General features: G+C 64.2%; 11 protein-coding genes. 2 read left to right on the top strand and 9 right to left on the bottom strand.

The window, feature by feature from the left end:
• Positions 1-36: 36 nt before the first annotated feature.
• The 3 genes from C7411_RS20305 to C7411_RS20295 form a co-directional block, all read right to left on the bottom strand.
• Positions 37-261 (bottom strand): hypothetical protein, encoded by a 225-nt coding sequence (locus C7411_RS20305; RefSeq protein WP_110385854.1) that lies wholly within the window; start codon positions 259-261, stop codon positions 37-39.
• 377 nt (positions 262-638) lie between these two features.
• Complete coding sequence (locus C7411_RS20300) at positions 639-1,100, bottom strand: ribonuclease (RefSeq protein ID WP_110385853.1); 462 nt, start codon at positions 1,098-1,100, stop codon at positions 639-641.
• A gap of 520 nt (positions 1,101-1,620) precedes the next feature.
• Positions 1,621-2,733 (bottom strand): alkene reductase, encoded by a 1,113-nt coding sequence (locus tag C7411_RS20295; protein ID WP_110385852.1) that lies wholly within the window; start codon positions 2,731-2,733, stop codon positions 1,621-1,623.
• A gap of 330 nt (positions 2,734-3,063) precedes the next feature.
• On the opposite strand from C7411_RS20295, the gene C7411_RS20290 reads away from it, so the two are divergent.
• Together C7411_RS20290 and C7411_RS20285 are read left to right on the top strand one after the other, a co-directional pair.
• Positions 3,064-4,356: a D-amino acid dehydrogenase gene (locus C7411_RS20290; protein WP_110385851.1), complete on the top strand. Its 1,293-nt coding sequence runs from the start codon at positions 3,064-3,066 to the stop codon at positions 4,354-4,356.
• 652 nt (positions 4,357-5,008) lie between these two features.
• Entirely contained in the window at positions 5,009-6,514 is a 1,506-nt protein-coding gene (locus C7411_RS20285) for a GGDEF domain-containing protein (protein WP_243413252.1), read from the top strand.
• Between the two features lie 69 nt (positions 6,515-6,583).
• Here the strand turns inward: C7411_RS20285 and C7411_RS20280 are convergent, their stop codons facing one another.
• From C7411_RS20280 to C7411_RS20255, 6 genes are all read right to left on the bottom strand, one after another.
• The gene (locus tag C7411_RS20280) at positions 6,584-7,837 is read right to left on the bottom strand and encodes an arsenic transporter (protein WP_110385849.1); all 1,254 of its coding nucleotides are present in this window, start codon (positions 7,835-7,837) and stop codon (positions 6,584-6,586) included.
• A complete protein-coding gene (locus C7411_RS20275; RefSeq protein WP_110385848.1) occupies positions 7,834-9,069 on the bottom strand; it encodes an MFS transporter in 1,236 nt (411 codons plus the stop codon). The genes C7411_RS20280 and C7411_RS20275 overlap by 4 nt, the downstream gene beginning before the upstream one ends.
• A gap of 25 nt (positions 9,070-9,094) precedes the next feature.
• Positions 9,095-9,280, bottom strand: coding sequence for a hypothetical protein (locus tag C7411_RS20270; protein ID WP_110385847.1), 186 nt, complete (start codon positions 9,278-9,280; stop codon positions 9,095-9,097).
• Between the two features lie 49 nt (positions 9,281-9,329).
• Positions 9,330-10,160, bottom strand: a complete 831-nt coding sequence (locus C7411_RS20265; RefSeq protein ID WP_110385846.1) for a hypothetical protein — start codon at positions 10,158-10,160, stop codon at positions 9,330-9,332.
• Between the two features lie 149 nt (positions 10,161-10,309).
• Positions 10,310-11,701, bottom strand: coding sequence for a sigma-54-dependent transcriptional regulator (locus C7411_RS20260; RefSeq protein WP_110385845.1), 1,392 nt, complete (start codon positions 11,699-11,701; stop codon positions 10,310-10,312).
• Positions 11,686-13,170, bottom strand: coding sequence for a sensor histidine kinase (locus C7411_RS20255; protein WP_110385844.1), 1,485 nt, complete (start codon positions 13,168-13,170; stop codon positions 11,686-11,688). Before C7411_RS20255 ends, C7411_RS20260 begins: the two co-directional genes overlap by 16 nt.
• Between the last annotated feature and the right edge of the window lie 209 nt (positions 13,171-13,379).

Raw genomic sequence — 13,379 nt, 5'->3', positions numbered from 1 at the left:
TGTGGCCCGTTCGTGACTATCTGGCGGGGCGCCGGTTTAATGCGGTGTAGTTGCAGAGAAGGCTTCGGGCGAGCCGTTCAAGGCGTCGTACAGCTCCCCAACAGGCAAGTCGCCGATTTCGTTGTGGATATAGGCATTAAACGTACGCTCGTAGAGCGCGCGCCCGGCAACGGTTTCCATCGTCATGTCGAAGCCGTTGAGAACCAGGCCGGCGATTTCGTCGGCTTCGAGCAGGATGTGTTCAGCTTTCTTTCGTTCCATGGTAGTGCTCCGGTACAGCAGGACCATGTAATTTTACGGGGAACAGCGCAGAAATGGTGACAAAAATACGGGGGCGACTCGGCTTCGTTCCCGCAATGCGGCATGCACCGATGCGTCGCAATGCTTAGTTATCCGATTAATCTCAGAGGCGCCCATATCGTAACGGTTTGGATGACCCGGGCGCGCGCGCCGAGGGGCCCGCAAATCGAAGGGTGACCCGGTGGTGTTCCGTCCGGCGTCGGCCCATATCCGTGCGGTCGATGAACACCCACCTACCTCGGCAATTCGTAACGGATCGATCCCCCATCGAAGGGTGGATGCCGAACTCGTCACGGTCCAACCGCAGCTCGGCGCATTCCGAGAATCGGAGGCCGCCTTTACTCGGCAATGCGCTTGAAACTGACGTAGTAATCGTCGGTGTAATAGCAGTCGCTGGTCTGCCTGCGCGGCCCGCCACATACGATCCGGCGCTGCCCGCGATCCGTCGTGCCCGGGGTGCGCACCGTGTATGTGTGGTAGTAACCGCGCGGATGCTTCGGCAGCAGTTGCGCAGTGTTACGGAACAAGACGCCGTCGTCCGCGAAAGGAAAGGGGCCGCCCGCCTTGATCAGCCGCAGTGCCTCAGCCGCTTCGCCCGGCAACTGCGCCTTGGTGACGGTCCCCAGCACGCCCGGCACCTGCGCGCCTGATGCGGCGGGTGCGCCGCTTGCGACCGGCCCCGGCGCCTGGCTCGCGGATGCGCCCGACGCCTCGGTGACGTTTCGTGAACTCTCCTTGCCGCATCCGCCAAGGATCGCGCCCAAGGCGACGACGTAAGGGAAAACCCACGCTCTCTTCACGAAACGACTCTCCCCTCGTTGACCAGAACTCGACGACCAGGATAGACGTAAAGGTAGCGCTATTAGCGAAGCGAATCAATGTTCAGCCGCAAACGGGCACTCGGCACACGCCCCCCCTGGCCGATGCGCTGCGGCCGCTCACATCCGTTCCGATGTGGGCGGCCTGGACTTGCAATCACATGATGCCTGGATGACGCGGTACTTCAACTGCGTGATGCCCTGCCCTTCAACTGCACAGTGCTCTGTACTTCAACTACGAGTTGCCCTGCACTCCTCATTGACTTAACAGCGTGGTGCCTCGGCACTCACTGCTCAACTCTGCCACATTCGACTACTACTGCTGGACTGCTGTTCTGGAACGGGTACACGGTATGGTCCAACTCGACCGCAGGAGGGGAGTCCTGGGACGGAGCCAACGTCTCGCTCCATGAAAGACAGTGTAGGCGCAGACGGGATGCACCAATTGCCCGAAACGAGCCCAATATCGCGTCGAGTTCGCGCAATTGGGCGTCCTCCCTGTTCAGGCTAGCGCTTGCGCTTCGACCCGATAGAACGGATAGTCCGTATACCCGATGTGTGTGCCGCCAAAGAACGTCGAACGATCATACGGGTTGAGCGACAGCTTGCGGCGGAACCGCTCCGGAAGGTCCGGATTCGCGACGAAGTGGCGACCGAATGCAACCAGATCGGCATCGCCGGCCTGCAGGATAGCCTCGGCCTTTTCGCCGTCGAAACCGCCGGCCGCGATGATGGTGCCCGCGTAGTGCTTGCGAACGAGCTGCGCAGCAACCGGATTCGGGTCGGCGCCCTCGTTTTCGACATTGCCGAGAATGCGGGGTTCGATGAGGTGCAGGTATGCGAGATTCAGCTTCGCGAGTTCTCGCGCAACATACGTGAACAAACCGACAGGGTCGCTATCCGACATATCGCCCCACGACCCGCTCGGCCCAAGGCGAACGGCGACCTTGTCGCTCCCCCACACGGAAATAACAGCGCGCGTGGCTTCCATCAACAGACGGGCGCGGTTTTCGAACGAACCGCCATAGTTGTCCGTCCGCTTGTTGCTGCCGTCCTGCAGGAACTGGTCGAACAGATAGCCGTTTGCGGCGTGCAGTTCCACGCCGTCGAAGCCTGCGGCGACCCCACGTGCCGCCGCAGCGCGAAAACTTTCGACGATGCCCGCAATTTCATCCGTCTCCAAGGCGCGATTCGGCGTATTCGGGACCCAGCCGGCATCCGTGTATGCGACACCGCCATGAGGGACTTCCGAGGGACCTACGGGCCGCCCGCCGTCGGGTTGCAGCTCCGAGTTCGACTGACGCCCAGCGTGGTACAGCTGAAGGAAAATCTTCGCACCTTTCGCGTGCACGGCCTCGATCACGCGCTTCCAGCCAGCAATCTGACTATCGTCGTACAGGCCAGGTGCGCCGAGATATCCGTTGCCGTTCGGCGCGGCGATGGTGGCCTCGCTGATCAGGAAGCCGCCGGCCGACGCGCGTTGCGCGTAATACTCCGCCATGAGCGCGCCGGGAATCGCACCGCTTTCAGCGCGCATACGGGTGAGCGGTGCAAGAACAACCCGGTGCGAGAACGTGTACGGGCCGACTTTGACTTCAGAAAAGAGCTTGGACATGAGCTTCCTTCACCATGATATCGATGGGCTAGAGTGTATATGCACATCCAGATTAATTTGTCCCGATTCTTTCCAACACTGTTCTCGCATTTCGCAAACAATTCCTCAGCTGTGACGATGTTTGCGGGATGTTTGCGAATCGGCTCGGTACTGGTTTGGAAACTTCCATGCCCCTCCTCCTTTCGGCATGGCTATTTCAACCAGAAAGGGTCAACTAAACATTATTGAAAACTGCCCGCATGCCGGTAGCATTCATTCATCGACTGCCAGATCGAATACCGGCAGCGTTTATCAGGTATTGGCGGCCTCCTGGCTGGAGAGACGACGGATATGCGAGTTCTGGTATTGGGTAGCGGGGTCGTCGGCGTAACGAGTGCGTTTTATCTGGCACGCGCCGGCCATGAAGTCACTGTCATCGACCGCGAGCAGGGTCCTGCGCTAGAGACGAGCTTCGCGAACGCGGGGCAAATTTCTCCAGGATACGCCGCGCCGTGGGCGGCTCCCGGCGTTCCGCTCAAAGCCGTTAAGTGGATGTTCCAGAAGCATGCCCCGCTCGCCATCCGTCCGGACGACGCGGACAAGCAGTTCCAGCTCCAGTGGATGTGGCAGATGCTGCAGAACTGCACGGCGGAGCGCTACGCCATCAACAAGAACCGCATGGTGCGGCTCGCCCAATACAGCCGCGATTGCCTGAAGGCGCTACGCGCTGAAACGGGTATCCAGTACGAAGGACGAACCGGCGGCACGCTACAGGTTTTCCGCACGCAGCAGCAATTCGACGGTGCGGCAAAGGACATCGCCGTCCTGAAAGAGGCGAACGTTCCCTACGAGTTGCTCGCTGCAAGCGAACTCTCGCGGGCCGAACCGGCTCTCGCTGCGACCTCGCATAAACTAACCGGCGGTCTTCGCTTGCCCGGCGACGAGACCGGCGACTGCCAACTGTTCACGACCCGGCTTGCCGCTCTCGCCGCCCAGGCAGGCGTGACGTTCCGCTACAACACAACCGTCGATGCGCTCGTTGTCGAAGGCGGCAAGGTCGTTGGCGTACGTCACGGAACCAGGCTCATTCATGCCGACGCGTTCGTTGTCGCGTTTGGCTCCTATTCGACGAACTTCCTGTCTGGCCTCGTCAAGATTCCGGTCTACCCGCTCAAGGGGTATTCCATCACGGCGCCTATCGCGGATGAGGCACGCGCCCCTGTCTCGACCGTCCTCGACGAGACCTACAAGATCGCCATCACGCGCTTCGACAAACGAATTCGCGTGGGCGGCATGGCCGAAATCGTCGGGTTCGACAAGCGCCTGCGCGAGGCTCGGCGCGAGACACTCGAGATGTGCGTGAACGATCTGTTCCCGGGCGGCGGCGACACGTCGAAGGCGACGTTCTGGACGGGGCTGCGGCCGATGACGCCGGACGGCACGCCCATTGTCGGACGCACCGCCGTGCCCAACCTTTTCCTGAACACGGGCCATGGGACGCTTGGGTGGACCATGTCGTGCGGTTCGGCTCAACTTCTCGCCGACCTGATTTCAGGCAAAAAACCCGCTATCCAGCACGATGATTTGAACGTGTTCCGCTACGCGAGGGAACCGGAGGCCCCGGCGGATTTCGCGCTGGACTAGTCAGTCGTGCTGGTGGAGCGATGAGCGTCGGCCGACGTTCTCGTTTGGATCAGTGCGGTAATCAAGTACACCATCTCACAACCTCTTTCTGTCCGGGGGCGCCTGAGTCGTTGTCCACTCAAGGATTCTCTCGACGAGTACGAAGGGTCACCTAAATCGGGCTTAAACAACGCCGACAGGACGAAAGCCTTGCCGGGCCGGCAATTCGCAAGCGCGCGCTGCCGCTACGGCGCATGACGGCACGTTCTCGTCCATGAGAGAAGTTAAGATGAGAGCGGGACAGGCAACGGCTCCCGTCTTCGGGGACCAGAAAGATGGAACGAGAAACGTACAAAGGCTACGATTTGTGGGGTCATGCCATCGCGCAACAGGCAGAGCTGCTGACGCCGGAGCGCTACGCGGGGGGCGGGACCACGTCACAACGCCGCCGCTCAGTCCGCCTCGCTTTTTTGCCGGTTTTCCGCGAAAGGCGCCGCCAAACAGCGCCATGAGATAATTTAATTTTCTGCTGCCCTTGCCGATAACCAGATGTCGGCCGACTACAGATGCCGGACGGCGCCTTTGCGGAATGGGCCTTTCCCGGAGCCGTGCTCGTCCCATAGTCTCAAGGGCGGGCGACGCTCGAACCCAGCGTATTCGTGAGACTGTTGTCGTGTCCGTTTCAACTTCTACTGGAAAACTGGCTGCCTGGGCGGGACGTCATCTCTTGATTGTCGGCATATTGGGCACCTTGATGGCCTTGGGGGTGATGGCCATCAGCACAGCGACGCTCCTGGCCGCACGCAACGAAGCGGTGGAGCATGCTCACGAGACTTCGCGCAACGTTACTGCCGTTCTCGTCAGCAATATCGCCCGGACCTTTGAAACGTCTGATAATTCCCTGCGGACATTGATTGCTGCCTTGAGCAAGCCCGCGGTACAGAACCTCGATCCGAAGTCCAGGCACGACCTGCTGTTTGACGATACCCCGGCGGAGTATTTTACCGGTATGGGTTTTACAGATAGCCAGGGACAGCTGATCGACGGTTGCTGTGGCCGCACGCACCATTGGAACTTCAGCGACCGGGACTACTTCACCGTTCATCGTCAGTCGGCGAATGTGGGTCTTTATCTGTCTGCGGTCTACCGCGCCCGTTCGCGTGGAGGCGTGGAGGCCATCGCATTGTCCAGACGGATCAACCGCGGGGATGGCTCTTTCGGTGGAGTGGCAGTGGTTGCCATCGATCTCGACTATTTCACGCAGCTTCTTTCCAGACTGGACGTAGGTCCTCATGGTGTCACTGCAATTGTGCGTGTCGATGGCACCGTGCTAGCGAGAAATCCTCCACTCACCAAGGCCCAGCTTCTGACATCATCGAACTTCAAGCGTATGGTGAATCAGGACTCCGGATTCTATGCGGCACGGTCATCGATAGACGGGATAGTACGGCTCTATACCTTCCAGCGCGTTCCCGGTACCCCCCTGATTGCAGTGGTCGCACCGGCGGAAAGCGATGTGTTGGCCGGCTCGCGCCGCATGTCCTGGATGGTTGGAATCTCCGCTGCATTCATCAGCGCCGCGTTTTGCGCCGTCGTCTGGCTCCTCGCATTCTCACTGCGGGCTCACGTGAAAGCGCAGGCGTTGCTGACTGAGCTTACCCGGACGGATGCGCTGACTGGACTCAAAAACCGGCGTGCGCTCGACGAGTTCCTGGCACTCGAATGGGCTCGGCTCCACCGTAACGATAGCTGCCTGTCGCTGCTGTTCATCGATGCGGACAACTTCAAGCAATATAACGACAGGCATGGTCACGCCCAGGGGGATATCGCGTTGAAACGCTTGTCTGCGTGTATCAAACGGCATGTGCGTCGTCTCGGCGATCTCACTGCACGCTACGGCGGAGAGGAATTTGTCGTTGCATTGCCTGACACAGACGAAGCCGCCGCGATGAGGATAGCGGAAGCCATACGTTGCGAGGTCGAGAGCGGGCGCCCCCACGGATCTTCCGCGGCGGTTCCCCCGTTCACGGTGAGCATAGGCGGTGCGACCGGTCGACGAGGCTCTCCCTCCACGCTCGCGGAACTGACGAACAGTGCCGATTCCGCGTTGTACGCCGCCAAACGTCATGGCAGGAACACGGTCGTTTTTGCCAATGCGGTTGCGACTGAGCGTCTATAAGACCGGGTTCCTTTCTGTTTCGCAACCAGCGTGATCCCGGTACTCATCACGCTCATCCATTGGCATTGTTCAATGCCCGACCAATAGCCGTGCACCCATGGCCAGCACGAGCGCGGGCAGCATGACCACTGTGCCGATCCTGAAAAACTGCATAAAACCCACCTCTTCGCCCTCACGGCGGATCGAGAGAAGCCACAGAATCGTCGCGAGCGAGCCGGTGATCGACAGGTTCGGGCCGAGGTCAACACCGATCAGCAGGGTGTCGATCAACCTCTCGGGACTGTGTGCCTGCAAGGCGCTCGCGCTGGCGATCAGTCCGGCCGGCAGGTTGTTGATCGCATTGCTGCCCAACGCGACGATGAGCCCCGATGTCGCGGCCGCGGCCGGTTGACTCTGCTGCGTCGCGTGCGCGAGCAATCGTGAAAGTTGAGCGATCACGCCCGTGTGCGCGAGCATTTCCACGAGCACGAAAAGTCCCGCAACGAGTGGCAGCACGCTCCACGAGATGCCGCCGACCAGTGCCAGCGGCGACTCGCGCTCCCTGACGAGCACCGCCAGCGTAGTCAGCAGGCCGAGCAAGGCGGTCGGCAGGCCCAGTTGCAGGTCGAAGGCGGAGACCACGAGCAAGGCGATTGCCGTCACGCCGATGCCCGCCAGCGCGACCTTGCCGTTTGCGCTGAGCGGGGCGACCGGCAGGCCGCAGGCGCATTTGTCCTGGAGATCCCCACGCTGTGTCCAGCGCAGCAGGAAGAAGGTCGCGACGATCGACAGCACGGAAGGAACGGCGAAGCGCGCCATCCACAAGCCCAATGCCGGTGTGTGATTCGCGTACAGCACAAGATTGGCGGGATTCGAGATTGGCAACACGAAACTCGCCGCGTTGGCAATGAACGCGCAAACGTACAGCAGCGGTAGCGGCTTCGTGTCTGCCTTCTTCGCGGCGGCGAACACGGCGGGCGTCAGCACGACGGCGGCGGCATCGTTCGAGAGGAACGTCGTTACCGCGACGCCGACCAGGTACACCAGCAGAAACAGCCTGCGCGGCGAGCCTTTCGCATGGTTGACAGCGAATACCGCGATCCAGTCGAACAACCCTTCGCGACGCCCCAGTTCCGAGAGCAGCATCATGCCGATGAGGAACAGATAGACATCGGTGCCTTTGCCGAGCGCCTGCAGCGCGAGACCCGGGGGCAGCAGGCCGAGTGCGACGAGCAGCACGGCGCCCGCTACGGCCCAGATCGCTTCGGGCCAGCGAAACGGCCGTAGCACCACGCCCGCGGTGGCGGCAAGCGCAATGCCCCATGAGAGGAAGGTCGGATTCATGCTGCCAGAGAGCGCGGGTCGGCGAGATCGCGGCGGATGCCGCAGGCCTGCTTCAGAGAGGTGCCGAACAGAAGCCAGAGCGCGAGCGACCCGGTCGACACGGCGCCCAGCACGAGAAATGCCGCCGCATAGCCAAAGCGCTGGGCGAGCATGCCGCCCAACGCAGGGCTCAGCGCCGCACCGATGCCTTGCACCGTCATCACCACGCCCTGCCCGACGTTGACGCGGCCGGTGCCCTGAAGGAGCCGCACGACGAGCGCCGGAACGGCCACGCTCTGCAGCCCGGCACCGATGCCGTCGAGCGCCTGCACGGGCCACACGCCCCAGGGCGTGATGAACAGGGCCGCGACCAGGCCGCGCAGCGGCAGTGCGAGAAAGGTGATCAGGATGACGCCCCAGTACCCGAGGCGCTTGATCAGCCGGTTCGTGTAGCCCGCCGCGACGACCATGACCAGTTGCGCGACCACGATCGTCTGCGCGGTGAACGCACTCGGATCGCCCCTGTGCGCGGCGACGACCGCAAGGCCATAGAGCGGCAGCATCGCAGCGTTGCCGAGGTGGAACATCGCAAGCGCGGCGGACAGCAACAGCAGCGGCCGGCAGGTAAGCAACACACGAACACCGCGCGACTGCTCATGCTCCTGCATGGACGACACTGCAGCGAGGCCCCGTGCGCTGTCGTGATCGATCGCATCGGCACGGATCAGCAGCGTCGAGACGATCGACAGCGCGCCGAAGCCACCTGCCAGCGCGAAAACCGCGCCAAAACCGTAGCGCCAGCCCAGCCAGCCCGACAGCGCCGCACCCACGACATTGCCGGCATGATTGGCCACCTGGTTGCGCCCGAACTGCCGGTCGAAGCCACGTTCATGGACGATGCCAAGCGTCACGCCCGCCACTGCCGGCCCAAGCGCGGCACCTGCCAACGCGGTAAGAATCTGCGATACCGCGGCCATCCACCAGCTGTGCGCCACCCACAGCACGAGCGAAGCAAGCACGGTCAACACAGTCGCCGCCACGATGATGCCGCGCTTGTGATGGGACGCGTCGACGAGTGCGCCGGCTGGCGAAGTTGCGAGCATGCCCGCGATGCCGCCGAGCGTCATCACGGTGCCGATCGCGTCGGGATGCCAACCGTGAGCCTGCAGAAAGACACCGAGAAACGGCCCGATGCCCGCCTGCACATCGGCCATGAAGAAGTTCAGACCTTCGAGCGCGTACCGGGGGTTCATGGACAACTCACCATCCGTAGCCATTTCAGGTGATCGAGGCTCCGACACCCGTCGTTGAACGCAGCGTGCAGACCAGGTGGGGCGGAAAATGGACCTGCCGCGGGTGACGCAAGCCGAGCACGAAGCCGTCCAGCTCGCCCTGCGGGTTCAGCAGAAAACGCGTCACCGTGCCGCGGGTTTCGGGAAGTCCGTCCGGGTCGATCCAATGCATGTCGATGATCCTTTTTCGATGATGAAGCGGCTGAAGTCCGCGCCATGATTCAAGGGGCCGGCGGCAGGCTATCGTAGAGCCGCGTGAGGTTGCCGGGCGGCCCGAACGCCGTCGCCTGCAGTGCTGTGCCGTACGGGTTGCGGGTGCCGTAGCCTTGCGCCGAAACCTGTGCACCGGTTTGCAGGAGCGCGGGAAACTGCTGCGCGATCGGCGGCGTGAGCTTGATCACGGTGCCGTCGGCCAGAATGACGCCGTCCGGCTCGCCGCGCGGCGCGGTCGTCACGTGCGCCACCCGGCCCTGCACGCTCAGACGCGACAGCGCGGCGCCACGCAGCGCGGGCGGCAACGGCTGCGAGCCCGGTACCGGCGGCTGATCCTCCAACTGCCGGCCGCTGCGCGCGTCGACGATGCGTTGCGCCGCGATGTTGCCACCCGCGTCGCGCCACCCGCTGACCTGCACGTTGTCGCCCGGACGAACCATCGAGGTGAGTTGCGGGCCCATGTGCGGCGGGAAATGCACGACCTGGCCATCGCCGGTCAGAAAACCGTCGACGTCGCCATCCGGGTTGATGAGAAAGCGCGAGACCGTGCCTTGCGCGGTGACGGCGGGTCCCGCATCGGCGAGCGGCAACGGGCCTCCGGGCGGCGGCGCGAGAGGCGCCATCGGAGCGATGCCGGGCGGCGGCGCGAGAGGCACTACCGGAGCAATGCCGGGAGGCATCGCGCCTGTCGCGACCGGCGGCGGAGCAGGCGCGACCGGGGGCTCCGGCTGGGTCTGCGCCGCACATCCGCCGGCCGCCGCGACGAGCGCCGCGACGCCCATCGCGTTCATGACGCGCGCGGCGACGCCGCGGCGCGGGGACTTCGGGATCGCCTGCATGGTCCACTCCTTCATCTGGCGTGGATCTATCTGCAAGGCTTATGCCATTGCGCGGAAGTCCTGTGGAGCGGGCCGCGACGCGCCGGAGCGGGACCGCAGTGTCAAGCAGCCGGACAGCCGCCGTCCGGTTGCTTGACACCTGCGCGTTGTCAGGCGCCGGGGTCGGCGTCGGACAGGCCGAAATGCGCCAGACGCGTGTAAAGCGACTGGCGGCTGATGCCGAGCCGACGCGCCGCTTCGGCGCGATTGCCGCCGGCGAGCGCGAGTGCACGGGCGATCAACGCACGTTCGAGCTGTGCGAGGGCATCATTCAACGGGAGATCGATAAAGCTCGCGGGGATCGCTGCAGCGCAGCCCCCACCTTGATCGAACAGGAAGGCGAAGTCTTCGCGCGTGAGCAGCGCGGCGGGCGCCAGCGCGTTCGCGCGTTCAATCGCGTTCGCCAGTTCGCGCACGTTGCCAGGCCAGGTGAAGCTGACGAGCAGGCGCTGGGCATCCGCGGAGAGATGCTTGCCCGCCGTCCCGGACGGCCCCGTGACGCTCGCCAGGAAATGCTCCGCCAGCGGCAGGATGTCCGCCACGCGCTCGCGCAATGGCGGCATGTGCAGCGGAATCACGTTGAGGCGATACACGAGGTCCTGACGAAACGTGCCCGCCGCGACCATCGCCGGCAGGTCGCGATGCGTCGCGGCCACCACGCGCACGTCGACGGCCACGGTCCGGTTGGTGCCGAGCGGCGTGATCTGCCGCTCCTGCAGCACGCGCAGCAGCTTTGCCTGCATCGCGAGCGGCATGTCGCCGACCTCGTCGAGAAACAGCGTGCCGCCGTGCGCCTCTTCAAAACGGCCGCGCCGTTCCGTATGCGCGCCGGTGAACGCACCCTTGCCGTGACCGAAGAGCTCGCTCTCGAGCAGGTCCGCCGGAATCGCCGCACAATTCACGGCGACGAACGGGCCGCTGGCGCGCGGCGACGCGCGATGCAGCACGCGCGCCGCCACCTCCTTGCCAGTGCCCGTCTCGCCGGTGATCAGCACCGTCGAGTTCGTGCCGGCCGCGCGGCCAAGGCGCTTCTGCACGTCGCGCATGGCCTCGCTGATGCCGAGCAATTGCGGCTCGTGCGACGGCGTTTCGTGCGCGAACGTCCGGGTCGCCTGCGGGGCCGGCCCGTCGGCGCGGGTCGCGAGAATGCGCGCGAGCAGCGCGGCGATCTCGTCGCGGCCGACCGGTTTGGTCAGATGCTCGAAAGCACCGAGCCGCATTGCGCCGATCGTGTTGTCGCTGGTCGCGTACCCGGTCAGCATCACGACCGGCACGTGCTGGAGGCTGGCCGTGCTCCGCAACGCTTCGAGCACGGCCAGGCCATCCCTGTCCGGCAGCCGGAAGTCGAGAAAGATGCAGTCCGGCGGCGCCTGCCCGTGCACGCGTTCGAACGCTTGTTCGCCCGAACGAGCCTCGAGCGGCATGTGTCCAAGGTCCCGGACGGTCTCCGCGAGGCCGTCGCGGAAGGCGTCGTCGTCGTCGATGATCAGGATGGTCGCCATGGAATGTCGATGACAAAGCAGGTCATTTCCGAATGGTCCGCGAGCCACGCATGGCCGCCATGCGCCGATGCGATCTCGCGCACCACGGCGAGGCCGAGACCCGATCCGTCGGGCCGGCCGCTCACAAACGGCTCGAAGATGCGCTCGCGATCGGCCGCGCTTACGCCTGGGCCGTCGTCGATCACTTCGAACCTGAGCCGCTCGCGGCCGTCCTCCGTCGAGGCGCGTGCACGAACGGTCACGTGCCCGCCGGGCGGCGCATGGCGTAGCGCGTTGATGATCAGATTGTCGAGCGCCCGCGCCAGTTGCGCGGCGTCGAAAACCGGTTGCGCCGCGCAGGATGCGACTTGCGCCCGCAACGTTATCCGCCGGCTTTGCGCAGCCGATTCGTGGGCGCCCGCCAGTTCGGCGAGCCACGGGCGCAGCTCGACTTCCTGCGCACGGACAGTGACGGGCTGAGTGAGCGCAAGCAGACTCGCGAGTTGCGACTCGATGCGTCCCACCTGCTCGACGATGATCTTCAACGCGGATTCGCGCCGTGCGCCGTCGCCGGCCAAGGCGTTTTCCGCCTTCAGCCGCATGGCGCCCACCGGATTGCGGATCTCGTGTGCGATCTGCGCGGCCATCTTGCCCAGGGCGCCGAAGCGTTCCGCCTGCGCGAGTTTCGTGCCCAGTTCGTTCGCCTCGCGCTGCAGGCGGTCTGCGCGCTCCACATAGCGGTTGAGCGCGTCGACGATATGGTCCAGATCGCGCTCCCCGAGCCGCTCCATCTGCTTGCCCTGCTCGAGTCTGCCGTCCGGCGCGAGCGCCTGTTCGAGCCGCATGAGGTTGCGCTTCCAGCGTCTGAGCGCCATCGCCAGCAACAGGGCCAGCACCACGATGATCGCGAGCACGCCCGCAAGGAAGGCCGCGGCGCGCGCCCCATACGGCCCGAGCGGCGGGCGCGCGCGCGTGAGCATCCAGGCCAGCAGGCCGGCGTGATGCGGGACCGGGCAGGCGACGGCGATCACCGCGTCGGCACCGCTCGAGACGACGTCGGCGCGCATCTGGCCGCCGCCCGAGACGCTTCTCAGCGTGCGAAGAATGAGCGGCGTCTCGGCCTCGGGGATGTCGCGTTTCACACCGCTGCCTTCATAGGTGGGAAACGCATAGGCGAGAAACCCGTCTGCTGCGCCGGGCGCGGGAGCCGAGGTCCAGAAGCCGCCTTCGATACCCTCCGTGCGGATCAGCACGAGATCGAGCACGGCATGCATGAGATCGACATTGGCTTCGCCCGGCCGCTGAATGGACAGGTCGTAGCGCGACGCGACCGCCGTGCAGGTAGCGATCGCCTGCTGCTTCGCGGCTGCGACGCGCTCCCCGAGCGCCGACGACAGCATCAGCCACACGGTTGCGGTCAAGAGGCTGCACAGGATCGCCACGAGGATCCAGAGTGCATAGAGCTGGGTGGAGAACGACGGTCTCGGCATGAGAATCTGGTGTCCAGACTGAGTCAGGAGTTGCTACGCTGCGGCCTGCCATTGATAAAGCATAAATTACCCGAACGTGACGGAATAAGGCACAACGCGGCCCCGTCCGCACCCGTCCGGTTTCCGGTCGCCCCGACCGGAAACCGGACGGCCGACCTCATGCTGCGGCACGGCAAATCCGGCATCCCAGCCGCTTCCCGCACAGCGTC

The sequence above is a fragment of the Paraburkholderia silvatlantica genome (assembly GCF_003096715.1).
Lineage (GTDB): Bacteria > Pseudomonadota > Gammaproteobacteria > Burkholderiales > Burkholderiaceae > Paraburkholderia > Paraburkholderia silvatlantica.
The sequence above is the reverse complement of the archived record's forward strand: the minus strand, read 5'-3'. Positions and strand labels throughout refer to the sequence as shown.

What these genes read in the sequence shown, in the direction of transcription:
- C7411_RS20280 (WP_110385849.1), bottom strand. Translation starts at nt 7,837, where the DNA reads ATGAATCCGACCTTCCTCTCATGGGGCATTGCGCTTGCCGCCACCGCG.
- C7411_RS20290 (WP_110385851.1), top strand. Translation starts at nt 3,064, where the DNA reads ATGCGAGTTCTGGTATTGGGTAGCGGGGTCGTCGGCGTAACGAGTGCG.
- C7411_RS20260 (WP_110385845.1), bottom strand. Translation starts at nt 11,701, where the DNA reads ATGGCGACCATCCTGATCATCGACGACGACGACGCCTTCCGCGACGGC.
- C7411_RS20305 (WP_110385854.1), bottom strand. Translation starts at nt 261, where the DNA reads ATGGAACGAAAGAAAGCTGAACACATCCTGCTCGAAGCCGACGAAATC.
- C7411_RS20275 (WP_110385848.1), bottom strand. Translation starts at nt 9,069, where the DNA reads ATGAACCCCCGGTACGCGCTCGAAGGTCTGAACTTCTTCATGGCCGAT.
- C7411_RS20255 (WP_110385844.1), bottom strand. Translation starts at nt 13,170, where the DNA reads ATGCCGAGACCGTCGTTCTCCACCCAGCTCTATGCACTCTGGATCCTC.
- C7411_RS20265 (WP_110385846.1), bottom strand. Translation starts at nt 10,160, where the DNA reads ATGCAGGCGATCCCGAAGTCCCCGCGCCGCGGCGTCGCCGCGCGCGTC.
- C7411_RS20270 (WP_110385847.1), bottom strand. Translation starts at nt 9,280, where the DNA reads ATGCATTGGATCGACCCGGACGGACTTCCCGAAACCCGCGGCACGGTG.
- C7411_RS20295 (WP_110385852.1), bottom strand. Translation starts at nt 2,733, where the DNA reads ATGTCCAAGCTCTTTTCTGAAGTCAAAGTCGGCCCGTACACGTTCTCG.